This window comes from Kitasatospora sp. NPDC048296, from assembly GCF_043201815.1.
Taxonomy (GTDB): domain Bacteria; phylum Actinomycetota; class Actinomycetes; order Streptomycetales; family Streptomycetaceae; genus Kitasatospora.
Genome location: NZ_JBICZB010000013.1, coordinates 39,941 through 63,274, shown reverse-complemented (window position 1 = coordinate 63,274; position 23,334 = coordinate 39,941). Strand labels below are relative to the sequence as shown.

At 72.7% G+C, this 23,334-nt stretch carries 21 protein-coding genes and 2 pseudogenes; 13 read left to right on the top strand and 10 right to left on the bottom strand.

Features of this window, described 5'->3' with window-relative positions; all coding sequences use genetic code 11:
* Window positions 1-190: 190 nt before the first annotated feature.
* From ACGF12_RS10905 to ACGF12_RS10895, 3 genes are all read right to left on the bottom strand, one after another.
* Window positions 191-1,063 carry a hypothetical protein gene (locus ACGF12_RS10905; protein ID WP_393027973.1) on the bottom strand — a complete coding sequence of 291 codons (873 nt, stop codon included), beginning with the start codon at window positions 1,061-1,063 and terminating at the stop codon, window positions 191-193.
* 247 nt (window positions 1,064-1,310) lie between these two features.
* Window positions 1,311-2,171: a hypothetical protein gene (locus ACGF12_RS10900; protein WP_393027972.1), complete on the bottom strand. Its 861-nt coding sequence runs from the start codon at window positions 2,169-2,171 to the stop codon at window positions 1,311-1,313.
* 175 nt (window positions 2,172-2,346) lie between these two features.
* Entirely contained in the window at window positions 2,347-2,949 is a 603-nt protein-coding gene (locus tag ACGF12_RS10895) for an NTP transferase domain-containing protein (RefSeq protein WP_393027971.1), read from the bottom strand.
* 142 nt (window positions 2,950-3,091) lie between these two features.
* Here ACGF12_RS10895 and moaA point away from each other — a divergent pair, with 142 nt between their 5' ends.
* Together moaA and ACGF12_RS10885 are read left to right on the top strand one after the other, a co-directional pair.
* Window positions 3,092-4,102 carry a GTP 3',8-cyclase MoaA gene (gene moaA, locus ACGF12_RS10890; RefSeq protein WP_393027970.1) on the top strand — a complete coding sequence of 337 codons (1,011 nt, stop codon included), beginning with the start codon at window positions 3,092-3,094 and terminating at the stop codon, window positions 4,100-4,102.
* Between the two features lie 166 nt (window positions 4,103-4,268).
* Window positions 4,269-5,837, top strand: coding sequence for an alpha/beta hydrolase (locus tag ACGF12_RS10885; RefSeq protein WP_393027969.1), 1,569 nt, complete (start codon window positions 4,269-4,271; stop codon window positions 5,835-5,837).
* 88 nt (window positions 5,838-5,925) lie between these two features.
* On the opposite strand, the gene ACGF12_RS10880 is transcribed toward ACGF12_RS10885, so the two are convergent.
* Both ACGF12_RS10880 and ACGF12_RS10875 read right to left on the bottom strand, forming a co-directional pair.
* Window positions 5,926-8,358: a glycosyltransferase family 39 protein gene (locus ACGF12_RS10880; protein WP_393027968.1), complete on the bottom strand. Its 2,433-nt coding sequence runs from the start codon at window positions 8,356-8,358 to the stop codon at window positions 5,926-5,928.
* Window positions 8,359-8,506: 148 nt separating this feature from the next.
* Window positions 8,507-9,628, bottom strand: a complete 1,122-nt coding sequence (locus ACGF12_RS10875) for an alpha/beta hydrolase (protein ID WP_393027967.1) — start codon at window positions 9,626-9,628, stop codon at window positions 8,507-8,509.
* Between the two features lie 266 nt (window positions 9,629-9,894).
* On the opposite strand from ACGF12_RS10875, the pseudogene ACGF12_RS10870 reads away from it, so the two are divergent.
* The 6 genes and pseudogenes from ACGF12_RS10870 to ACGF12_RS10845 all read left to right on the top strand — a co-directional run.
* A pseudogene (locus tag ACGF12_RS10870) lies at window positions 9,895-10,581 on the top strand (trypsin-like peptidase domain-containing protein); the annotation flags it as partial.
* A gap of 204 nt (window positions 10,582-10,785) precedes the next feature.
* Window positions 10,786-11,517 (top strand): annotated as a pseudogene (locus tag ACGF12_RS10865) (putative Ig domain-containing protein); the annotation flags it as partial.
* A gap of 226 nt (window positions 11,518-11,743) precedes the next feature.
* Entirely contained in the window at window positions 11,744-12,208 is a 465-nt protein-coding gene (locus tag ACGF12_RS10860; protein WP_393027966.1) for a WXG100 family type VII secretion target, read from the top strand.
* A 10-nt stretch (window positions 12,209-12,218) separates the two neighbouring features.
* Window positions 12,219-14,468 (top strand): hypothetical protein, encoded by a 2,250-nt coding sequence (locus tag ACGF12_RS10855; protein WP_393027965.1) that lies wholly within the window; start codon window positions 12,219-12,221, stop codon window positions 14,466-14,468.
* The gene (locus tag ACGF12_RS10850; RefSeq protein WP_393027964.1) at window positions 14,461-15,108 is read left to right on the top strand and encodes a hypothetical protein; all 648 of its coding nucleotides are present in this window, start codon (window positions 14,461-14,463) and stop codon (window positions 15,106-15,108) included. Before ACGF12_RS10855 ends, ACGF12_RS10850 begins: the two co-directional genes overlap by 8 nt.
* A 28-nt stretch (window positions 15,109-15,136) precedes the next feature.
* Complete coding sequence (locus ACGF12_RS10845) at window positions 15,137-15,793, top strand: HAD family hydrolase (protein WP_393027963.1); 657 nt, start codon at window positions 15,137-15,139, stop codon at window positions 15,791-15,793.
* Here the strand turns inward: ACGF12_RS10845 and ACGF12_RS10840 are convergent.
* Window positions 15,781-16,518: an SDR family NAD(P)-dependent oxidoreductase gene (locus ACGF12_RS10840; RefSeq protein ID WP_393027962.1), complete on the bottom strand. Its 738-nt coding sequence runs from the start codon at window positions 16,516-16,518 to the stop codon at window positions 15,781-15,783. The genes ACGF12_RS10845 and ACGF12_RS10840 overlap by 13 nt on opposite strands.
* 104 nt (window positions 16,519-16,622) lie before the next feature.
* Here ACGF12_RS10840 and ACGF12_RS10835 point away from each other — a divergent pair, with 104 nt between their 5' ends.
* Both ACGF12_RS10835 and ACGF12_RS10830 read left to right on the top strand, forming a co-directional pair.
* A complete protein-coding gene (locus ACGF12_RS10835) occupies window positions 16,623-17,477 on the top strand; it encodes a helix-turn-helix transcriptional regulator (protein ID WP_393027961.1) in 855 nt (284 codons plus the stop codon).
* Window positions 17,478-17,588: 111 nt separating this feature from the next.
* Entirely contained in the window at window positions 17,589-17,825 is a 237-nt protein-coding gene (locus ACGF12_RS10830) for a hypothetical protein (RefSeq protein WP_393027960.1), read from the top strand.
* A gap of 18 nt (window positions 17,826-17,843) precedes the next feature.
* Here the strand turns inward: ACGF12_RS10830 and ACGF12_RS10825 are convergent, their stop codons facing one another.
* Entirely contained in the window at window positions 17,844-18,665 is an 822-nt protein-coding gene (locus ACGF12_RS10825; RefSeq protein ID WP_393027959.1) for a LysR family transcriptional regulator, read from the bottom strand.
* A 69-nt stretch (window positions 18,666-18,734) separates the two neighbouring features.
* Between ACGF12_RS10825 and ACGF12_RS10820 the strand changes: the two genes are divergently transcribed.
* The gene (locus ACGF12_RS10820; protein WP_393027958.1) at window positions 18,735-19,430 is read left to right on the top strand and encodes an SDR family oxidoreductase; all 696 of its coding nucleotides are present in this window, start codon (window positions 18,735-18,737) and stop codon (window positions 19,428-19,430) included.
* A 60-nt stretch (window positions 19,431-19,490) separates the two neighbouring features.
* Window positions 19,491-20,378, top strand: a complete 888-nt coding sequence (locus ACGF12_RS10815; protein ID WP_393027957.1) for an aminoglycoside phosphotransferase family protein — start codon at window positions 19,491-19,493, stop codon at window positions 20,376-20,378.
* A gap of 20 nt (window positions 20,379-20,398) precedes the next feature.
* Here ACGF12_RS10815 and ACGF12_RS10810 read toward each other — a convergent pair whose 3' ends face one another.
* Window positions 20,399-21,025: a GNAT family N-acetyltransferase gene (locus ACGF12_RS10810; protein ID WP_393027956.1), complete on the bottom strand. Its 627-nt coding sequence runs from the start codon at window positions 21,023-21,025 to the stop codon at window positions 20,399-20,401.
* A gap of 185 nt (window positions 21,026-21,210) precedes the next feature.
* Window positions 21,211-22,029: a hypothetical protein gene (locus tag ACGF12_RS10805; protein WP_393027955.1), complete on the bottom strand. Its 819-nt coding sequence runs from the start codon at window positions 22,027-22,029 to the stop codon at window positions 21,211-21,213.
* 71 nt (window positions 22,030-22,100) lie between these two features.
* Between ACGF12_RS10805 and ACGF12_RS10800 the strand changes: the two genes are divergently transcribed.
* Window positions 22,101-22,415 (top strand): cupin domain-containing protein, encoded by a 315-nt coding sequence (locus ACGF12_RS10800; RefSeq protein WP_393027954.1) that lies wholly within the window; start codon window positions 22,101-22,103, stop codon window positions 22,413-22,415.
* A gap of 42 nt (window positions 22,416-22,457) precedes the next feature.
* On the opposite strand, the gene ACGF12_RS10795 is transcribed toward ACGF12_RS10800, so the two are convergent.
* Window positions 22,458-23,207 (bottom strand): alpha/beta hydrolase, encoded by a 750-nt coding sequence (locus ACGF12_RS10795; protein ID WP_393027953.1) that lies wholly within the window; start codon window positions 23,205-23,207, stop codon window positions 22,458-22,460.
* Window positions 23,208-23,334 lie beyond the last annotated feature (127 nt).

Sequence of the window (23,334 nt, the reverse complement as noted above, 5' to 3'; positions counted from 1 at the left end):
GGGTCTGGGGGGGGCCCCTGGGGGGCGCCGGGGGCCGCGGGTGGCCCGCCGGGGGGGGCCGGGTCGCCCGGGCGGCCGGCCCCCCCCGGACCGGGGCACGGCGGTGCCCGGGGAACGGCAAGGCGACCCGTCCGGGGCACTGCTCACCCCGGACAGGTTAGGCTCACCTTAGCTGATTGTTCCCCGGGTCTCACTGGCGATGCGTCCGTCCGGGGGGAGGCCCCGGCGCACGGGCGGAGGCCGGGGGCGTGGCGGACAGCTGCCGCGCGAGCCAGACCGGCACCCCGCCGAGGGCGTGCACCAGCCGGGTGGCCTCGGCGCGCAGTCGCGCGGCCTCGGCGGGCTCGGACACCTCGGCGAGTGCCGCGAGCGCCGGCGCGACCCCCACGGTGAAGCCGAGTTGCTCGCGCAGCCGCAGCGAGGCGTCGAAGCCCTCCCGGGCGTTGCCGCGGTCCCCGCGCGCGAGCGCCAGCGCGGCCAGGTGCCGCCAGGTGTAGGAGCGCAGCAGTTCGTCGCCGCGCTCGCCCGCGCCCTCGTGTGCCCGGCGGTAGGCGATCCAGGCGGCGCTGCGGTCGCCCAGCAGGTTCTCGGCGACCAGTCCGCGCCGGAAGTCCAGCAGCGGACGGCCCGGTGCGTCCGGCGGCAGCAGGGCCGAGGTGCGGCCGAGTGCGGCCTGCGCCTCGTCGAGCCGGTCGCGCGGGCCGAGTACGCTCGCCAGGTACGCCAGGAAGCCGCGGGCGCAGGCGGCGGCCGCGCGTTGCTCGGTGCCCTCCGCCAGGGCCTCGGCCAGTCGTAGGGCCTGTTCCGCCTGGGTCCAGTGCGCGGCGGTGAACAGACACTGCTCGATGAGGAGTTCAGCCCGTGCGAGGGCGGCCGTGGGGTCGTGTTCGGCGGCCGGGCGCAGCAGTTCGGCGGCTTCCTGCCAGCACCCCCGGGAGCGCAGCCGCCACACGGTGTCGCCCGGCTCCTCCGCTGCCGCCCGCCCCCGCCCCCGCCCGTGCGGATCGCCCGGGCCCCATCCGTGCTCCGACAACGCCACCTCCTTGTGTGCGCCATCCGGCATGGGCGCGGACCTGCCCTGAGGCCCGGCCGCCACGGTCCGTTCGCATGGTGACGGCAGGGCGAAAGGCCCACGCTGTGGCGGCAATTCAACACGGGGGTGAGCTTGTGCACCAGATCACGAGCGCAGGTTGTTGCTTTCGGCGGGGAAATGATCTAGTGGGGATCGGTCGGCCGGCGCTCGGTCGGTGGTCGGTCAGTGCTTGGTCGGCGGGTGGTCGGTGCTCGGTCGGCGCTCGGTCGGCGGGTGGTCAGGAGGTCCAGCCGGTCTCCATCAGGGCCTCGGCGGCGCCGTTGGCGGGTTGCGGAACGCCGGCCAGGTCCAGGCTGAACAGCGCGACCAGCAGCTGTTCGCCGCGCACGGTGGCCTGGTGCGAGTAACCGGCCAGGGTGAACATGGCGGCGGCCATCTCCTCGGCGTGCAGGGTCTGCAGCCACAGGCACTCGACCGACTTCACGTCGGCCGGCTCGGTCCAGGTGTCCACCTGGGCAACCATTCGGCTGCCCAGCAGGGTGACCCCGTCGCGCTCCTGGGCCTCGGTCAGCTCCAGGTCGTCGAAGCCCAGCCACTCCAGGTAGCGGGCGGCGGTGAACACCGCGTCCTGGGAGGTGCGCACCGGGTGCGGGCGGAACGGCGCGCGGTGGCGGAACGGGCGGGGGCGCCCGGCGGAGCCGCCGGGCGGCGCGGGCGGGGCGGGCACCGGGGCGCTCATCGGGTGGGCCGGGTACGGCCGGGAGGACTGCGGGCCGGGGGTGGCGAGCGGACCGGCCGTTCCGCTGCCCAGCCGGGTGGCGCGGTCCACCGGGAGCCGGACGGTGGCGCCGCAGTTGCAGGTGAACTCGGGCTGCGGCCACTGGTCGGAGCGGCCGCAGTGCGGGCAGCGCATGCTCAGCCAGGAGTCCTCCCAGGAACGGAACCGCACCTGCACCGGCACCCCGCCGCGCAGCAGCGGCACCTTCAGCGAGGCGCCGCACGGACACGGCAGTGACGGCGGCTCGTACAGGTGCTCGCGGCGGCAGGCGGGGCAGCGGATCGCCCGGGCGCCACCGCCTGTCCCCGGCCCTGGCCGCGCGGGGTCGTGTCCGGTGAAGTCGTCGGGCAGTCCGGCCATCGCGGGCTCCGTCCGTCGGTGTCGGGTGGGTGGGACGGTTCCCATGCTCCCCGAAACGCCCGGTTCTGGGCGCGGAATGAGGCAATCCTCAGGGACGGATCAGGGAATGGTGCCCGGCGAGGGCGATGCCGACACCCTTCGCAGGGAGGATGCGCGGTCGGCGCACGGAGGATGTTCAGCGCGCGGACCAGCGTTCCAGGTCGGCGGGGGTGTCCAGGTCGTCCGGGACGGCCACGTCCGCGCACTCGACCAGGGCGAGTTCCCCGGCGTGCGCCGCCAGCAGGGCGCGGGCCCCGGCGTCGCCGCAGGCGCCCGCGGCGGCCTCGGCGAAGTGCCGGGCGCCGATCAGCACCGGGTGCCCGCGCCGCCCTTCGTAGGCCGCCGCGGCCAGTTCGGCGCCCGCCCGGTGCGCGGCCAGCAGCCGGGCCACCGCGGCCGGGGTGACGCCCGGGGTGTCCACCAGCATCACCAGCACCGCCGGGGCCCCGGGCGGCAGGGCGGCCAGCCCGGCCCGCAGCGAGGAGCCCATGCCCTGCGCCCAGTCCGGGTTGGCCACCAGCCGGCAGCCCGGCAGGTGCGCGATGGCCCGTACCCGTTCGGCGTCCGCGCCGAGCACCACCGTTACGTCCGGGCAGCCGCCGGCCCGTACGGTGGCCACCGCATGCTCCACCAGCGGCCGGCCCGCGTACCGGATCAGCGCCTTGGGCCGCCCGCCGAGCCGGCGACCGCCCCCGGCGGCGAGGACGAGGGCCGGGACGCCGGCTGCTGTGTTCTGCATGGGCCCAGCCTGCCCGGTGGGGGCGAGGTCGCGCAGCACCCCCGTGGTTGTACGAATCCACAAGGCGAAGGCGCAGGTGGGCGGCGGTCCCCGGCGGTTCGGCCGCTGGCCCCGCGGGCCGCCCGCCCTCTGTACTGGGTCGATGAACACCGCACCGCACACCGAGCCGCGGCGCCCGCTGGTGGACCGCTTCGGCCGGGTCCACACCGACCTGCGGGTCTCGCTGACCGACCGCTGCAACCTGCGCTGCACCTACTGCATGCCGGCGGAGGGGCTGGACTGGCTCGCCCGGGACTCGGTGCTGGGGGACGACGAGGTGGTGCGGCTGGTGCGGATCGCCGTGGAGCGGCTTGGGGTGCGCTCGGTCCGGCTGACCGGCGGCGAGCCGCTGCTGCGCCGGGGGGTGGTGGGGCTGGTCGGGCGGCTGGCGGCGCTGGGGGTGGAGCTGTCGCTGACGACCAACGGGATCGGCCTGGCCCGGACGGCCGCCCAGCTGCGGGAGGCGGGGCTACGGCGGGTGAACGTCAGCCTGGACACGCTGCGGCCCGAACGCTTCGCGGCGCTCACCCGGCGGGACCGGATCGACGACGTGTTCGCGGGGCTGGCGGCCGCGAAGGCCGCCGGGCTGGACCCGGTGAAGATCAACGCCGTGCCGGTGCGCGGGGTGAACGAGGACGAGATCGTCCCGCTGGTCGAGTTCGCCGTCGGGCACGGCTACCGGATGCGCTTCATCGAGTCCATGCCGCTGGACGCGCAAGGCGCTTGGGAGCGCGACGCGATGGTGACGGCGGACGAGATCCTGGCCCGGCTCGGCGAGCGCTTCGACCTGGTGCCCGTCGGGCGGCACGGCAACGCCCCGGCGGAGGAGTGGCGGATCACCGGGACGCGGGCGGTGGTCGGGGTGATCGCCTCCGTCACCCGCCCGTTCTGCGGCGGCTGCGACCGGGTCCGGCTGACCGCCGACGGGCAGCTGCGCAACTGCCTGTTCGCCACCGAGGAGTCCGACCTGCGCGCCCTGCTGCGCGGCGGGGCGGACGACGACCGCATCGAGGCGGCCTGGCGGGCCTCCATCGCCGGCAAGGGCCCCGGACACGCCGTCAACAGCGCCGGGTTCGTCCGGCCGGAGCGCCCGATGTCCGCCATCGGCGGCTGACCGCCGACGGCGCGTGGGCTTCGACGGCGCGTGAACTTCGACGCCGCATGGGCTTCGACGCCGCGTGAGATTCGACGGGGCCCACGGGCGATCCTCCGGCCGGGCGTGCGACGGGTGCGATGTGCCCCGGAAGGGGGACGGGTGGTATTCGTGGGCGGTGGCCCCGATGACCCCCCGCCTCCCGCGGCGCGCCCTGCCCGCGCTCGCCGCCCTCCTCCTCCTCGCCCTGCCGGCCGGCTGCACCGGCCCGGGCGGTCGGCAGGCGACGGTCGCTCCGGCGACCCGCCCGCCGCTCGCCGAGCGGGCCGCCGCCGCCACCTCCCCGGCCCTGAAGGGGTTCTACGACCAGCGGATCAACTGGACACCCTGCCCCGACCAGGGCGACGGCGGCCAGGACGAGCCCGTCGTGCAGTGCGCCACCCTCAAGGTCCCGCTGGACTACGCCGACCCCGGCGGCCGCACCATCGAGGTCGCCCTCGCCAAGGTGCCCGCCGCCGACCCCGGTGAGCGGATCGGCTCCCTCCTGCTCAACCCCGGCGGGCCGGGAAACTCCGGCGTCAACACGGCCCGCTGGGGCTGGAAGGGCTTCGGCCCGCTGCACGACCACTACGACCTGGTCGGCTTCGACCCGCGCGGCGCCGGCGGCACCATCCCCGTGCACTGCCTGGACGACCGCACCCGCGCGGAGTGGACCAGTACCGACGACCCGGCCTACGACCACGGCCGGATCCTCGCCGACGCCTGCCGGGCCCGGCACGCCGACCTGCTGCCGCACCTCGGCACCCGCGACAGCGCCCGTGACATGGACGTGCTGCGCGGCGCCCTCGGCGAGCGCAGGCTCGACTTCCTCGGCCTCTCCTACGGCACCTACCTCGGCGCCCTCTACGCCGAGGAGTTCCCCGACCGCACCGGCCGGCTCGTCCTGGACGGCGCCGTCGAGCGCAGTACCGACCTGATCCACCTGAACGGCGAACAGGCCGTCGCCATGGAGGCCGAGTTCCGCGCCTTCGCCGCCGACTGCGCCACCGGTGCCGATCCCTGCCCGCTCGGCAGCGACCCGGCCACCGCCCCGAACCGGCTCGCGGACTTCCTCGACGGCCTCAAGGCCCACCCGCTGCGCGTCTCCGACAGCCGCACCGTCACCGCCGCGCTCGGCTGGGCCGGCGTCCTCGACGCGCTCAGCGACGGCAGGGGCTCCTGGCAGCGGCTGCGCGGCGCCCTCGAACCGGCCGTCGCCCACGGCCACGCCGAGGAGCTGCTCAAGCTCGCCGACGGCGCCAACGGCCGTACGGAGGAGGGGCGTTACGAGACCGTGGCGGACGCCTTCGCGGCCATCCACTGCGCGGACGCCCCGATGGCGCCCACCGGCCGGCAGCTGGACGCGGCCCTCGCCGACCTCGCCACCAAGGCCCCGCTGACCACCCGGCACGACCCCGGGGCCACCCTGTTCCTCCCGGACTGCCGCCCCTGGCCGTACCAGTCGCCCGAGCAGCCGCACACCGTGACCGCGCCCGGCAGCGCCCCGATCCTGGTGGTCGGCTCCACCGGCGACCCGGTCACCCCCTACCCGTGGGCACAGCGGATGGCGGCCGGGCTGCCGAACGCCGTGCTGCTCACCCGGGACGGGGACGGGCACATGGCATACGGCAGGAGCGGGTGCGTGCGCGACGCCGTCACCGCGTTCCTGGTGGACGGCCGGATGCCGGCGGCCGGGACGCGCTGCCCGTCCGACTGACGACTCCGGCCGCGCGGACTCCGGCGGCGCGGACGAGGAGGGGGCGTACCGCGCGAACGCGGTACGCCCCCTCCGGGCGGGTCCGGGATCAGGACTTCGGAGCCGTCAGGTCGTAGAAGGTGGCGCCGCCGACCGTCTTGGCGGTGAAGTGGCTGGTCACCCAGGCCTCGATCTGGGCGGACTCGGTCTGCTGACCGCCCTCGTCGCCCTCGCCGCCCGCGCCGCCGAAGCCGCGGTGGGAGCCGCCGCCGATGAACCAGTGCACCTTGCCCTCCTGGACGTACTTCTGGAAGCCCTCCAGGCTGAGCGAGGGGTCCGTGCCGTTGAAGCCGCCGAGCGCCATCACCGGCTTGCCGGTGGCGAGTTGGTAGCTCGCGGCGTTCTGCGAACCGGTGGTGGCGGCCGCCCAGGTGTAGTGGTCGGCGTCCTGCGAGACCAGGGCCGCGGCCTCGTCGCTGACCTTGGTGCCGCCGAGCAGACCGCCCATGCCGCCGCCGAAGCCGTCGGGGCCGCCGGGGCCACCCATGCCCTCGGGGTCCTGGGCGCCGGGGAAGCCGCCGCCCGGGAAGCCCGTGGCGCCGCCGGTGCCGCCGGCACCGCGCTCGTGGCGGCCGCCGGGGAAGCCACCCTGGCCGTGGGTGCCACGGCCGCCCTGGCCGCCCGGGAAGCCGCCCTGGCCGTTCTGGCCGCCCCAGCCGCCCTGGCCACCGGGGAAGCCGCCTTGGCCGTTCTGGCCACCCCAGCCGCCCTGACCGCCCTGACCGCCCTGGCCGAACATCCGGCCGTTGCCCATCGCGCCCTTGCCGCCCTTGCGCCCGAACGACCCCGGCCCGGACGCGCCCTTCACGGACGGCCCGGCGGTGATGATCGAGCCGTTGTGCGCGGTGCCCACGGTGTCCACCGCGTACGCCGCCGGACCGCCGAGCGCCGCCGCCAGGCCCAGCAGGCCCGCCACCGAGGCGATCCGCGCACCCATCCGTCCGTCGACCTTCCCGGCGAACTGCCCGGCCACCAGCGCGGCGGCCGCGGCCAGCCCGCCGACCAGCACGGCCCAGCGCAGCCAGGGCAGGAAGTCGGAGCTGCGCCCGAGCAGGACGAAGGCCCACACCGCCGTCACCGCGAGCACGCCCGCCAGCAGCAGCGCGTACGGCAGCCGGTGCCGCGCCCGCCACAGCCCGTCCACGCCCATGCCGACCAGCGCCGCGACCGCGGGGGCGAGCGCCACTGTGTAGTACTGGTGGAAGATTCCGGACATGAAGCTGAAGATCAGCGCGGTGGAGATCAGCCAGCCGCCCCAGACCAGGAACGCCGCGCGGGCGGTGTCCGGACGGGCGTAGCGGCGGGTTGCCCAGAGGCCGACCACCAGCAGGATCAGCGCGGCCGGCATCAGCCAGGCGATCTGCCCGCCGATGTCGCTGCCGAACAGCCGGGTGATGCCGGTCTGGCCCCAGCCCCGGTTGTGCATCGCGCCGGCCGGCAGGTCGAGCCCGGCCGGGAGGTGTCCGCCGCCGCCCACGCTGCCGCGCTCGTTGCCGTCGACCCGGCCCAGGCCGTTGTAGCCGAAGGTCAGCGACAGGAAGCTGTCGTCCTGCGAGCCGCCGACATACGGGCGGGCCGAGGCGGGCAGCAGCTGGACGACCGCCACCCACCAGCCGGCGGAGACCACCAGGGCCAGGCCCGCGAACAGGGTCTGCCGCAGCCGCCGCCAGAAGCCGGTGGGGGCCACGACCAGGTAGATCACCGCGAAGGCGGGCAGGATCAGGAACGCCGCCAGGGTCTTGGTGAGGAACGCGAAGCCGAACATCGCCCCGGTGAACAGCAGCCACCGGGTGCTCGCCGTCTCGACCGCCCGCACCATCCCGTATGCGGCCAGGGTGAGCAGCAGCACCAGCAGCGCGTCCGGGTTGTTGAAGCGGAACATCAGCGTCGCGACCGGGGTGAGCGCCAGCGCGGCGCCGGCCAGCAGGCCGCCCAGCGGGGAGAAGCGGCGGCGCACCGTGGCGTACAGCACGCCGACGGTGGCGGCGCCCATCAGCGCCTGCGGGGCCAGGATCGACCACGAGGAGAGGCCGAAGATCCGCACCGACAGCGCCATCGGCCACAGCGACGCCGGGGGCTTGTCGACGGTGATGAAGTTGGCGGCGTCGGAGGAGCCGAAGAAGAAGGCCTTCCAGCTCTGGCTGCCGGCCTGGACGGCGGCCGAGTAGAAGGCGTTGGCCCAGCCGGAGGCGCCCAGGCCCCACAGGTAGAGGACGACGGTAGCGGCCATCAGCGCCAGCAGGGACGGGCGCACCCAGCGCGGGTCGTCCGGGCGGCCGCGCCAGGCGCGGGCCGGGAGGGTGCGCAGCCGTCCGGACCAGGAGGCCGGGCCCTTCGGGCCGACGGGCGGCAGGGGCTGCTCGGGGAAGAGCGGCGCCGGGTCCGGCCGACCGGCGTCCGGCTGCGGCACCTCCGGCGGCGGGTAGTTCGCGGCCTCGGGCCACGGGTCGCCGGCCGGAGGGGAGTAGCTGCTCGTGGTCATGCGCCATACCGTGCGTGGCGCGGCTGAGAGAACCGTGAGACGGGGCTGTGAGACGCGTGTGATCTGCCCCGGTTCCACCCGGAAGGGCGCGGGTCTCAGACGGGCTTCACCTGGAGGGGCGCGGCTTCAGGCGGCCTTCACCGGGTCGTCACGCGGCGGGCGGCATGGTGATGTGCTTGCCCAGCCACTCCAGGGCCGGGGGGATCTCCCGGGTCCAGGTGTGGAAGTTGTGGCCGGCGGTGTCCAGGGTGATGGTCGACATCTTGGTGGGGGCCTTGAAGGCGCCGACCATGGCCTGGGTCTCCCCGTAGTTGTTCTCGTCGTTCGCGGTGGTCAGCAGCAGCGAGACGGGGGCGGGCGGCTGGTTCTTCAGCCGCCACAGCAGGTCGTTCTCCTGCTTCAGCTTGTCGTCGCCGCCGAACAGGTCGCCGGTGGTCGGGTCGTGCGCCGCGCTGTAGTAGCCGGAGAGCGCGATCGCGGCCGGGTAGGAGTCGGGCTTGCGCAGTGCGAACTTGAGCGCGCAGTAGCCGCCGGTGGAGTTGCCGATCACGGCCCGGTTGGCAGGGGCGGTGCCGATCCGGTAGGTGGTGGCGAGGGCCTTGGGCAGGTCGGTGGTGAAGAAGGTCTCCACCTGGGGGCCGTTCGGCACGTCGACGCACTCGGTGTCCCGGTCGCCGACCAGGGTCGGGCGGGTCATCACCAGGATGGTGGGCGGCAGCTTCTTCTGCTCGATCGCGTCGAGGGTGGAGGCCGGGTACTGCATCAGCGAGATCAGCTTCTCCGCGGTGCCCGGGTAGCCGGTGAGCACCAGCGCCATCGGGAAGCGCTGCTTGGCGTAGTCCGGCTGGAAGTACTGCGGCGGCAGGTAGACGTACGCCTCGGTGGTCAGGCCGCTGCCGGCTCCTTTGACGTCGACCTTCTGGATCAGCCCGGAGCGCTCGGGCTCGGAGCCCTGCGCCGAGTAGAAGTTCTGCTGGCCGGTGACGGCCACGCCGGAGGCGTTCGGCGTGTGGTCGACCACGGTGCCGAGCTTGCCGCTGGTGCCGAGCAGGTCGGTCCAGGAGCTGTAGAAGCCGAAGTAGCTGTTGGCGATCAGACCCATCGCGACCAGCACCGCCACCTGGGTCGCCAGGAAGGCGCCGATCCGGCCCACCCAGGCCTTCCAGCCCTTCCCGCCGAACCGCGGCCAGAGCCACATGGTGGCGGCGAAGACGAGGACCGCGACGACCGAGGCGGCGATCTGGAGGGGGAGTCCGGTGAGGCTGAGCACGAGCCCGATCGTAGTTGACCCTGACGGGCGGGCCGGGGCGGCCCCCTTCGGGTGATCGTCTGCGGCACGGCACGGCACGGCACGGCACGGCACGGCACGGGTCGGCACGGCGCATGCGGCACGGGGGTGCGGCACGGGGGGTGCCCGGGGGTGCCGCGGAGCCCGGCCGTAACGGGCATAACGGGACGGGTGGTTGCCGGCCGTCGGCACAACACCCGATACCCGGTGGCGAGTTCGGCCAGAACGGTTGACCCCTTGAAGTGGCCATGGCACTTTCGTGCGGCGCGGGCCTCGGCGACCGGTCGTACACCCCGCGATCCCCCACAAGGAGAGCCATGTTCAAGAGACTTGTCGCGGTGGCCGGCACGAGTGCCGTCGTCGCGAGCGGGCTGGCCTTAGCCGCCGCCCCCGCGCACGCCCTCCAGGCGGCCGACCTGACGTCGACCATCGCGCTGGACGACTGCTCGGCCTCGCTGGTCCGCTTCCCCGCCTCGGTGGACGGCGACCGGGCGATGATGCTCACCAACGGGCACTGCCTGCCCACCATGCCCTCGGCCGGCGAGGTCATCCAGAATGTGAGCGCCAGCCGCAGTGGCACTCTGCTGGACGGTGCGGGCAACAGCCTGGGCACCGTCCAGGCAGACCAGGTGATCTACGCGACGATGACCGGCACCGACGTCACGCTCTACCGCCTCACCGACACCTACGGGTCGATCCGCTCCAAGTACGGCGCCACCGCGCTGACCGTCAACGACACGCACCCGGTCGACGGCTCCTCGATGTACATCCCGTCCTCGTACTGGAAGCAGGTCTGGAACTGCTCCGTCAACGGGTTCGTGCCGACCCTGCGCGAGGACCAGTGGACCTGGCACGACTCGCTGCGCTACAGCTCAGGCTGCAACACCACGCACGGCACCTCCGGCTCGCCGATCATCGACTCCGCGAGCGGGCGGATCGTCGGCATCAACAACACCGGCAACGACGACGGCGCCATGTGCACCCTGAACAACCCCTGCGAGGTCGCCGCCGACGGCACCACCACGGCCACCAAGGGCCAGAGCTACGGCGAGGAGACCTACTGGTTCACCACCTGCCTGAACTCCAGCCGCGCCGTCGACCTCACCGTGCCCGGCTGCCTGCTCACCAAGCCGGGCGGCAGCGGTAGCGCCGTCTCGGTCGCCGGCCCCGGTGACCAGTCCACCACGGTCGGCGGCGCGGTGAACCTGCAGATCAACGCCTCCGGCGGTACCGCTCCGCTCGCGTACGGCGCGAGCGGCCTGCCCGCCGGCCTGTCGATCAACTCCGCCACCGGCCTGATCTCCGGCACCGCCTCCACCGCCGGTTCCTCCGGCGTCACGGTCACGGTGACGGACGCCGCCGGCAAGTCGGCCACCACCAGCTTCGCCTGGACGGTGCTCGGCAGTGGCGGTGGTAGCTGCACCCCGGCGCAGTTGCTCGGCAACCCGGGCTTCGAGACGGGCACGGCGGCGCCGTGGACGGCGAGCTCCGGCGTGATCGACAACAGCGCCTCCGAGCCGGCGCACGGCGGCAGCTGGAAGGCGTACCTGGACGGCTACGGCAACACCCACACCGACACCCTCGCCCAGACGGTGACGATCCCGGCGGGCTGCAAGGCGACGCTGAGCTTCTGGCTGCACATCGACACCGCCGAGACCGGCAGCACGGCGTACGACAAGCTGACCGTCGCCGTGAACGGCACCACGCTGAAGACCTACTCCAACGTGGACGCCGCGGCCGGCTACCAGCAGCGCGCCTTCGACCTCTCCGCCTACGCGGGCCAGAGCGTCACCCTGAAGTTCACCGGCACCGAGGACTCCTCGCTGCAGACGAGCTTCGTGATCGACGACACCTCGATCCAGACCGGCTGACGCCGTACGGCGATTGGACGTTCGAAGGGCCCGGTGGCTTCGGCCACCGGGCCCCACCGATGCTCTGGTTTCGTTCAACTTCCGTACACCATAAGGGTCGATGGTTAGGCTGCTGACTGACGTTGAACGGGTGGGCGATTCGTCGGCGTGATCACCTGCCGTGCGCCGGCGCCGCTTGCACCGGTCCACGGCCACATGGAGCCACACGCTTTGGGGGCGGAGACAAGTGACTGACCTGGATTTCGAGCGGCGGGTGAATCCCTGGCTCTTCGACAAGTCGGGGAACCTGACGGAGGACGCGAAGAAGCGGTTCCCCGACCTCGCCGCTGCCGCCTCGGGTGCCGCAGCTCCGGGTTGGGCGCCGCCACCGGTGGCCACGGCGGCCCCCGGCGGGCCGACGGTGAAGGTCAGCCCGGAGGCGCTGCGCAAGGCGGGGACCAACGCGGGCACCCTGCACACCGACTTCGACAAGGCCACCAAGGACGTGTGGAAGGACCTCCAGAGCAGCCTCCAGGGCATGTCCAAGGACTGGGCGATCGTGGGGGCGGTCCAGGCCGCGCACGAGTTGTGGGAGGCGCAGGCGCAAACGACCAGCCAGGCGATCGCGGACATCTCCACCGGTCTGACCAGCAACGCCGACCAGTACGCGCGCGCCGAACAGGTGAACGCCCAGAACATGAAGACGAACTGAGGCCGGCGACATGAGCACTTACTCAGACCTGCGCCAGGAGACGTTCAAGGGCATCGAGACCCTGGCCTCGGCCTTCGAGTCGCTGACGCGCAACTGGAAACTCTCCTCCGAGTTCACCGGCGACATCCTCACACCGCTCCAGGGATCGAACTGGCGGGGCGACGCGGCCGAGCGGGCCGCCGCCACCATCACCAAGACCCGCAACGAGCTCGACGCGGCCTTCGAGGAGGCCAGCGCGATCGGCAAGACGCTGCGCGAAGCGCACACCGAACTCGCCGCCGCCCGGGCGGACCTGGACGCGGCGTTGAAGAGGGCCGCCGACAATTCCCTGACGGTGGACGCGGACGGCGTCAACATCAGCTGGCCCGCGCCGACCAGCGACTCCGACAAGCACGACCCGACCTACGCCACCACGTACAAGGCCCTGGCCCAGTCGGTGGGCCAGGACATCGGGAAGGCCGTGGCCCGCGCGAAGGCGGCCGACACCGCGGCCGCCGCGGCGCTCGGCGGCGCCACCGGGAAGAGCAGGACCGCGTTCCAGCCGTCGACGGGCCCGGAGGAGCAGGGCAAGAAGGCGGCGGACCTCCTCAAGCTGGCCGGGAACCTCTCCGACGCCCAACTCGACGAGCTCAACAAGGCCCTGAAAGCCAACGCCAACAACCCGCAGTTCACCACCGCCTTCTACGATCGGCTCGGACCGGACGGCTTCCTCAAGTACTACGGCCAGCTGGCCGTCGCCTCGGCGGACAAGGGCAACCGCTCGACCGCCGTCGCCGACCTGCAGAAGAACCTCGGCACGGCGCTGGCCAGCGCCACCGACAGCCACAACTTCCCGCACCTGTCCGACGAGTGGGATGCGGGCCTGCGCAAGGCCGGAGCCACCCGGATCGAGGTCTGGCCGGCGGGTCGGCCGACCGTCAGCGACCAGCCGTTCGGCTATCAGATCCTGACCAACATCCTGCGCACCGGCACGTACGACCCGCGCTTCCTCAACCCGGTCGCGGAGCACGTCACCCAGCTCAGCCAGCGGAAGGACTTCTGGACCTCGGGGCACTGGGGCGACCGGGAGTTCGACGAGCTGAAGCTCCTGGGCTCCCCGCAGGGGTCCCAGCAGGGCGGATTCAACCCGATGACGGGTGTGCTGGAGGCACTCGCGCACAGTCCCCAGGCCGCGACCCAGTTCTTCCACGACCCGCCGACGGTCTACAACCTCGACGGGTCGGTCAAGGCCCACAGCCAGGACAAGAACACCTACCTCGAGGCGCTGACCAAGGGGGGTGGCGAATCGCCGCTCCAGGACGTCTGGAAGGGGCACGACTTCCCCGGCGGCCACGCGCAGTCGCCCGGGGTGCTCGCCCTCGGCGACGCGCTGGAGGCGGCCACCACCGGGCGGGCCTCCGACGCACCCCCGGGCACCCCCCTGCCGCTGCACACGCAGGACATGGGGGAGGTGATGTCGGACATCGTCAACCGCTTCGGGAGTGACGACGGCCGCAAGCTGCTCTATCCCGGCGGCGACTTCGCGGCCCTGGCGCCCAGCCTGGGCCACGTGAGCGCCGCTTACATGGGTGACCTCCAGCACGCGCTCAGCAAGGACGACTTGCTGCCGCGCTACGGCACCCCGGCGAAGCTGGACGACTCGAACACCCTCAAGATGCTGGCCGCGCTCGGCCGCAACCCCGACGCGTTCGGGGCGATCGCGCAGGCCCAGCAGGCCTACACGGCGGCGCACATCCAGGAGGTGATCCAGCACCGGGACCTCTACGGCCCCCAGTTCGACTCAGCGGTGAACAACGCCGCATACGCCGGCGGCGAGGTGACCGGTGCGATCGCCGCTGGGCGGACCCATGGGATCGTGGGTGACGCGAAGGCGGCTGCGAAGGCGTACAACGACGCCATCGACGACAATGCGACGTGGTTCAAGTCGGTCTGGACCATGACAGGTGGCCAGTTGAAGTACGCCGAGGTGAACCCCACGATCGCCATCGGGGCCGGGGCCGGCGAGGAGGTCAAGCACCTCATCGACAAGGCGGCCCAGAGCTACCACATCGAGGCGAAGTACGCGGACCCGGCCACGGCCTCGGACTTTTCGGCCGCTACCACGGCCTCCGACGCCGCCAAGGCTGCGGTGAAAAACGCCGCCCAGGGCAGCGGGATGAATGCACAGCAGATCGAGACGATGGCCCAGGCCGCCTCGATTTATGTGGGGGACGGCATCACCAAGACCGCGACGGTCTTCGACCGCGCCGCGAATGACTGAGCGCAGGCGGCTCCGGCGGCGGTGGCTCGCCGCCGGGCTCGCGGCGGTGGTCCTCGCCGCGGCGGGGGTTGGGTGGTGGTGGCGGTCGGGTCACGCACCCGCCGAACTGCCCGCCAGCGCCTGCTGGTCAGTTCTCACCCGGGCCGACCTTGAGCCTCTGGCGGCTGACCAGCATGGGACGTTCGTCGAGGACTACTCGATGGACTACGGTGGGGGGCTCCACCCAACCCCGGATAGCCAGACCTGCGATGTTCGGAACGCGGAGCACGTTGTCTTGAGCGTCCACATGCGGTCGGTGGACGAGTTCACCATGGAGGTCCTCTACGGCGCGGGCTCGAAGGTATCCAAGAGACCGCTTGACTTCGGTGCGGACGTGCAAGGGTGGGTTGAGCCAGAGGAGGTGAGCCTCGCGCTCCGGTGTGACAACCCGGAGAACACACGTATAGGCCGGCCGTACGTGCGGGTCGTGGTCAACACGTACGTCAGCAGTCCGATGCCGGACAGAAGCCACCGGGCAATCCTCGACATCCTGCTGAAGTACGCCAAGGCTGTCGTGGCGAGCTACCCGTGCTCGAACCCGCTGCACCTGCCGGACAGTGTCCCCGAGTCGGCGACGAACTTCCCGTCGCCGAATCACTGACCAGGTCGGGCCCGCCTATGCTGATCGGATGATCAGCCCGATAGACCTGGTGATATTCGACTGCGATGGCGTCCTGGTGGACAGCGAGGTGATCGCCGTCCGCGTCCTGGTGCGCCTCGGAGAGGAGTTCGGCTGGCCGCTGACCGAGGCCGAGGTGGTCGAGCGGTTCGTCGGGCGGTCGGAGGCGGCCAACCACGCGATGGTCGCCGAGCGGCTCGGGGAGGAGGCCGCGACGCTGTTCGACAAGCGCTTCCGCGAGCTGCACGCCGAGGCCGTGGACGCCGGGCTGACCCCGGTGGACGGCGTGGTGGAGGCGCTGGACGCGATCACGCTGCCGACCTGCGTGGCGTCCAGCGGCACCCACGAGAAGATGCGCCACACCCTGGGCCGGACCGGACTGTACGGGCGGTTCGAGGGCCGGATCTTCAGCGCCATCGAGGTCGGGCGCGGCAAGCCCGCGCCCGACCTCTTCCTGCACGCCGCACGGCGCATGGGCGTCGACCCGGCCCGCTGCCTGGTGGTCGAGGACAGCGGGCCCGGCGTCACCGCCGCCCGCGCCGCCGGGATGCGCGCGCTCGGCTACGCGGGCGGCGTGACGGCGGCGGAGCGGCTGGCCGGGCCGGGCACGGTCGTCTTCGACGACATGCGCGAGCTGCCCGGGCTGATCGCCGCCTACCAGGGGTAGCGGCCGCCGTCGGGGTGGAAGAACTGGCCGCTGGGCTCGGACAGTGCCTCGCCGAGCTGCTGGGCGATCCGGCGGCCGCCCTCCTCGACGCTGGACGGGCCGGAGTGGTGGTTGAGGTCGGTCGCGCAGTGGCCCGGTTCCAGCGCGCTGACCTTGATGCCCTCGGCGCGCAGGGCGCGGGCGTAGACCAGGGTGACGGCGTTCAGCGCGGCCTTGGAGGTGTTGTAGCCGAGCAGCGCCGCGTACTCCCCGGCCGGATGGTCGGGGTCGGCGAGCACGGAGGAGCTGCCGAGGCCACTGGAGACGTTGCCGATCAGGCCGGCCGGGGACTTGCGCAGCAGCGGCAGCATGGCGTTGATGACGGTGACGGCGCCGAACACGTTGGTCTCGTAGGTCGCGCGCAGGTCGTCGAGGGGCAGGGTCTCCGGGGTGTGGCCGAAGTCCCGGGTGATGCCCGCGTTGTTGACCAGGGTGTCCAGTCGGCCGTACTCGGCGGCGATCAGCTCGGCCGCGGCGGCGACAGTCGCCGGGTCGGTCACGTCCAGGTGGACGAAGCGGGCCTCCAAGCCCTCGGTGGTGAGCCCGGTGGCGGCCTCGGCGCCGCGCTCGGGGTCGCGGGCGCCGATCAGCACGGTGTGTCCGGCACGGGCGAGTTCGCGGGCGGTGGCGAGGCCGATGCCCTTGTTGGCGCCGGTGATCAGGACGATGCGGTGGTTGTCTGTCATGGGCTCCACCCTGGCCGGGCCGTACGAAGCGCGGGAGAGCACTGTCGAGGGTGGTACCGGCGATCCCATGGTCACGGTGCGGCGGCCGGGCCAGACTTGGAGGCGTGGAACACGTGGACCGGGCGGAGCTGGCCGCCTTCCTGCGGCGCTGGCGCGCCCGCATCCAGCCCGCCGACGTCGGCCTTCCGGCCGGTGGTCGGCGCCGTACCCCGGGCCTGCGCCGCCAGGAGGTCGCGCAGCTCGCGGGCATGTCGGTGGAGTACTACATCCGGCTCGAACAGGGCCGGGGCCCGCGCCCGTCCCGGCAGATGATCGGGGCGATCAGCCGGGCCCTGCGGTTGTCCGAGGACGAGACCGCCCACCTGCACCACTTGGTCGGCGAGCCGCCGTTGCCGCCGAGCGCGATGCCCCGTGACGTCCGGCCGGGCATCCTGCACCTGCTCGACCGGCTGGACGACACCCCGGCCATGGTCTGCAGCGCCGCCCGCGACATCCTCGCCTGGAACGCCATGGCGGCCGCGCTGCTCGGTGACTTCTCCGCCCTGCCGCCCGCGGAGCGCAACTTCGTCTGCCGCTTCTTCACCGACCCGGCCGCCCGCGCCCTCTACGAGCCCTCCGATCAGGACACGTTCGCCCGCCGCGCGGTCGCCGACCTGCGCTCCGCCGCCGCCCGCTACCCCGCCGACAGCGAGGTGCGCCGCCTGGTCGAGCGGCTGCACGCGGGCAGCGCCGAGTTCCGCGAACTGTGGGCCCGTCAGGACGTCGAGATGCGCCGCTCCACCCGCAAGCGCATCATCCACCCGGTGGTCGGGCCGCTCGACCTCGACTGCGAGGCGCTGCACGACCCGCACCGCGACCAGTGGACGATTTTCTACACCGCCGCGCCCGGCACCCCCTCGCACTCGGCGCTGCGGCTGCTCAAGGTGATCGGCAGCCAGGACCTGGTCCTGCGGGGGTGAGCGTCCCGGAGACCGGCCGGCTGATGCGCTGAAGCCTCTCCCGCTATGCCCGGAGAAAGCCGCTAGGGCTATATTGAACATGTTCAAATCTTCGGGCTTCGGGGGGTACTCATGGGCTTGGTGGCGCGCGCGGTGATCACCTGGATGGCGACCTGGGCAGCCCTCGTCGTGCTGTTCCTCCTGCCGACGACGCTTCCGGACCGATGGCAGTACTACATCTACTCGCCGGCCAGCATCGGGCTGTGGTGGCTGTCCGTGCTCGCAGGTCCGGTTGTGGCCTGCGCCGCCAATCGGCGGTGGATCCGCACCGGCGTGAGGAAGGCCGGAGCCGGCCGGGGCAGAGCCTGACGGCGGGCTCTGCCCCGCCTACCCGGCCGCCCGGTGGCGCAGGGTGGCGACGGCGGTGTCGAGGAAGTCGCGTACGGGGCCCGGACGGTCGCCGTCCTCCGGGACCGCCAGGCAGGTCTCGACCGGCGGGTGGTCGGTGACCGGCCGATAGGCGAGGTCGGGGCGGGAGTACGAGCCCGCGATGCTCAGCGGGACGAGCGCGATGCCCTGCCCGGAGGCGATCAGCTCGAACTTCTCGTCCAGGGTGTAGGTCCGCCGCGCCCGGGCGTCGAGGACCGGCTCACCGTCGAGATCGGCCGAGGTGAGGCTGCTGCGGCCGACCAGCGGATGCGTCGCGGGCAGGCACGCGACCTTGGTCTCGTGCCCGATGGGGATGGTGCGCAGCCCCGCGTCGTCGAAGGGGCGCCGCAGGTACCCGACGTGCGCGCGGCCGTCGCGCAGCGGCGCGTCCCGCTCCCACCAGCGCAGCGGCAGCACGTCGACCCCGGCCTCCGGGTGGCGCGCGGTGAACTCCCGGATGGCCTCCGAGACGTGCAGGCCGGGTGAGAAGGCGACGACGAGTCGCCTCTCGTTGTGTGCGGCCTCGTGCACGCGCTGCAGGGCCGTGTCCACCATGGTGGTGATGCGCTGCGCCTCCTCGTACAACTGCCGCCCGGCGGAGGTGAGTTCGATGCTGCGTGTGGTCCTGGTGAACAGTGCGCAGCCCAACTCCTGCTCGAACGCGCGGATCTGCCGGCTCAGGACCGGCTGCGCGATGAACAACGCTTGTGCCGCGCGGCCGAAATGGCCGTGCTCGGCGACCGCGACGAAGTAGCGGAGCTTGCGCAGGTCCAGATCCATGCCCGCACGGTATCAATGCGCTCGGAAGGGTATTGGACGCCCGGGCCGGGCCGCTCGGAGACTCGAACCATGACCGACAACCGCCACACCGCACTGATCATCGGTGCCTCCCGGACCCTGGGCCTCGGGCTCGCCGCCGAATTCCTCCGCCGCGACTGGGACGTCATCGGCACGGTCCGCGGCAACCGGCGCACCGGCCTGCACGACCTGGCGGACACCTCCGACGGACGGCTGACCGTCGAGTCGCTGGAGATGACCGACCCGGGGCAGATCGCGGCCCTGCGCGACCGACTCGCCAGCCGCAGCCTCGACCTACTCTTCGTCAACGCCGCCATCACCCGCGGCGACCTGCCGATCGGCGAGGTCCCGACGGACATGTTCACCGAGGTCATGGTGACCAACGCGCTCAGCCCGATGCGCGTCGTGGAGGTGCTCGGCCCGCTGGTCGCGCCGACCGGAACCATCGGGGTCATGTCCTCGGACCAGGGGAGCATCGCCCTGAACACCGACGGCGGTCAGGACCTCTACCGGGCCGGCAAGTCCGCGCTGAACCAGCTGATGCGCTGCTACGCGGCCCGCCACGCGGACGACCCGCGCACGTTGCTGCTGATGGGCCCGGGCTGGGTGCGCACCGAACTCGGCGGCTTCGAGGCCGAGCTCAGCGTGGAGGAGAGCGTCCCCGGGGTGGCGGGGACGATCGAGCGGCACCGGGGGAAGGCCGGCCTGCACTTCGTCGACCACCTGGGGCAGGTCGTGCCCTGGTAATTCGTTTGCCAGGCCTGATGGGTGCTGGCAGGGTCGGACGCCATGCCGTCCTCTCCCAAGATGCACGCTGACGAGCTGGACATCGACGAGGCGCTGGTGCGGCGCATGGTGGCCGCGCAGTTCCCGCAATGGGCCGACCTGCCCGTGGAGTTGGTTGACTCCGCCGGGACCGGCAACGCGATGTACCGGCTGGGCGCGGACCTGGTGGTACGGATCCCGCGCATCCCGGGGGCGGCCGAGGACATCGGCAAGGAACACGCCTGGCTGCCCCGCCTGGCGCCCGGACTGCCGGTCGCGGTACCGGCACCGGTGGGCCTGGGTGAGCCGGTCGAGGGCTGTCCGTGGCCGTGGTCGGTGCTCCGCTGGCTGGACGGATCCAACCCCGAGGCCGGGCACTCCCCGCAACCCGGGCTGCTCGCCCGGGACCTGGCGTCCTTCACCACCGCCCTGCACCGGGCGGACCCGACCGGCGGTCCGGCCTCCTACCGCAGCGAGTCCCTGTCGGACCGGGACGGCGCGATCCGGCGGGCGCTCGCGGCGCTGGCCGACGTCATCCCCGTCGAGGCGGCAACCTCCGCCTGGGAGGCGGCACTTCGTGCCCCGTCGCACCCCGGCCCACCGGTCTGGATCCACGCCGACCTCCAGCCCGGAAACCTCCTGGTCGACGGCCCGGGCCGGCTCAGCGCCGTCATCGACTTCGGCTGCGCGGGCCTCGGCGACCCGGCCGTGGACCTGCTCCCGGCCTGGTACGTCCTCCCGCCCGCCGCCCGCGACGCCTTCCGGGCGGCCGTCGGCGCCGACGACGCGGCCTGGGCGCGGGGGACGGGCTGGGCGCTGTCCGTCGCGCTGAGGGAACTCGACTACTACCGGGAGACCAACCCCCGGATGGTGCGCACCGCCCGGTACGTGGTCGGCGAGGTGCTGGCCGACCACGCCGCGAAGTCCTGACGGAGCACGGCCCGCGACTCCTACGGGGAGACGACCTGGGCCGCGCGGAGGAGCCGCTTGGTCATACCCAAGCGCTCGTACACGGCGATGGCCGCCTGGTTGTCCGCGTGCACCATGAGGGCGGCACGCCCGTGCCGACGTACCAACGCCTCGATGACGAAGCCGCAGACGGCCTGCGCCAGCCCACGCCCGCGGGCGGAGGGGTGCACGCACACGCCGGCCAGGAAGCCGCAGTCGGCCGCCGACCAGACATCGGCTGCTACGGCCAGGGGCTCCGGTCGTTCGCGGCTCCCGAGGGAGTCGACGATTCCGGCCCAACGGTGCGCACCGCCGTCCTCCGGTTGTGCGAACGAGTCGGGAAAGAAGCGGTCGAACAGCGAGGTCGCCTCCTTCACCCGCACCTCGTCCAGCCACTCCACTCCGACGGCCGGCGAGTCGGGCACGGCCGAGGTCTCCATCCAGTAGAACTCGGGGATCGGTGACAGGCCGCGGATCGCGCCGATCAGCGCCTCGATCAAGGACGCCTGGCCGACGGGGCGGTAGGACGGTCCGACGTCGTCCAGCACGTGCCGCACCACATGCGTGGCGTCATCGGTACCGCCCATGACCGCCAGCCGGTCGCGCCCGGAGAGGTCAGGGCTCGCCACCGCAAGGGCCGTCCCATGACGCCAGGCCCGCACCCCGGGGCCCAGCCGGCCGTCGCGCTGCCCCTGAGCTGCCCACAGGAGGTGCCCGTCTCCGGCTGCGGCTTCCTCGACGTCCCTGAGGCGTACAAGTTCTTCCATGCGTCTTTACCTATCAACTGCCGTGATCGTGCACAGTGATCCAGCCCTCACCTGCACTGTTCGAGGTCGGTGGGCAGCCGCCACTCGTACGGGAAGAGGTCGGCCGCCCAGTCCGGTCCGGTGGCGGCCGCGGGGGTGCGCAGGAAGGTGCGGTGGCACAGGAGTTCGCGGCGCTCGGCGGGGGTGAGCAGGCGTTCCTCGGGGCCGAGGTTCCCGTAGTCGTTCGGGTCGCGGTCGGGGCGGCCGTCGATCGGGGCGTCCTCGGCTACGTTGAGCAGGTCGCCGTCGGGCGTGCGGTAGTCGAGGCGGAAGTCGGTGCGCCATTGGGAGTTGCTGCCCCAGCTCTGGGAGAGGTCGCGGGTGGGGCGGTGGGCGCGGCGGTGGGTCCAGTAGATCGGCCAGCGGTCGGCCACCCCGCGTTCCGCGTGCGCGGCGCCGGCCCGGACCCGTACTCCGGCGCGACTGAACAGCAGTTCGCCGAGCATCAGTCCGGGCCAGCGGACGTCGAGGATCTCGATGGGGGCGTCCGGGTCCTCGGCCTGTTCGACCTCGGTGATCTCGTGCAGGAAGGGATCGAAGCGGGCCTGCTTGAAGGGCGTCATGCCGAGGGCGGTGAACAGGCTGAGGTAGGGCGGGAGTTGCGGGTCGAGGAGGAGGTAGTCGCTGACCCGGCTGAGGGCGTAGAGTTCCCGGAGGAGGTTCCAGCCCTCCTCCTTGTCGGTCCACCACTGGTCGCGGTGGGTGGCGGCGGTCCGGAGGCGTTCGACGTAGCCGTCGGTGGCGGCCTGACCGAGCCAGGGGGCGATGACGTCCTCGTAGGGGCCGTCGGTGTCGAGGAGCGCCTCGTACAGCGCGCGAGCGTTCACTGGGCCGATCCTGGCAGGTTTTACCCTCCGGTCAACCAACTTTCGGCTCGGCCCGGATAGCGTCCCGGGCCATGGACGTGTTCAACGTGAACGAGCGCGCGGCCCGACTGCCCGATGCCTGGCGCTCCCAGGTGCTGGGGCTGGTCGGGACGGCGGCGGTGAAGGTGCTGCGGATGGACGGGCGGGAGCTGGAGCCGGAGGTGCACGGGACGGCCGAGGCGCTGTTCGTCGCCGATGGCCTCCTCGAACTGGACGTGGAGGGTGAGGAGTTGACGGTCGGCGCCGGCGGGCTGTGTCAGGTGCCGGCGGGTGCGCGGCACGCGGTGCGGGCGGGCAGCCGGGGGACCTTGTTGATCGTCGAGGTGCCGGACCAGAAGGGCGGCTAGAGGGGCGGCCTCGGAGTCCATGCGGTGGACGGTCGTGACCGGTCAGATCCGGACGAGGTGGCGGGCGAAGAAGCGGACGGCGCTGTCGGCCTCGAAGCGGGGGAGTTCCTTGTGCTTGCCCGAGTTGGCGTGCAGCGTCTTCTCGGTGGAGGCGAAGGCGTCGAACAGCGCGAGGCTTTCCTCGCGGGTGATGTGCTCGTCGTCCCACTGCATGTCGTACTCGATCGGGATGGTGATCCGCTTCGCGTGGTCGACCAGGACGTCGGGCCAGTGCTGGCCGAAGACCGCGGCGGTGATCCGGGGTTCGGTCGCCGTGAACGGGACGCCGATGGCGGTGCCCATGTTGATGCCGAAGAAGCCGACCGGCCCGTCGGTGCCGATCTCGGGGAGTTCCTGGAGGGCGTCCAGGGTGGCCCGCCATTCCGGGACGGCGAGTTCGGCGAGGTGGGCGTTGTAGCGGACGACGATCGGGCCCTCCGGTCCGCCGGCCGCCCGGACCCGGAACATCTCGGCGACTTCGGCCTCGTCGTGCGCGGTGACCGGCCGGTCGCCGTGGCCGGGGGTGTCGATGACGGCGACGTGGAAGCCGCACCGGGTGACCAGGAGGCGGGCGCGGCCGGCCATCGCGGGGTGCTTCTTGTGGTTGCCGCCGCCGTGGCACATCAGGACCAGGGGCGCGCGGTCGGCGCCGGTGGCGGGCGACCAGAGGACCCCGGGGACGTCGCCCAGGGTGAAGTCGCGCTCGCGCATGCCGTGGGAGGACGACTCGGTGGTGAACTGGAGAGAGTACATAGCGTGTTGCCTTTCGGGATGCCCGGATTGGTTCAGGGGCTCCCGGCGACAGCTACGTCTGTCGCTCGACCGTGAGAGGGAGGGGGAGCACCCACATCGATACAGCGTTCACGGGGTCTCACCTCCT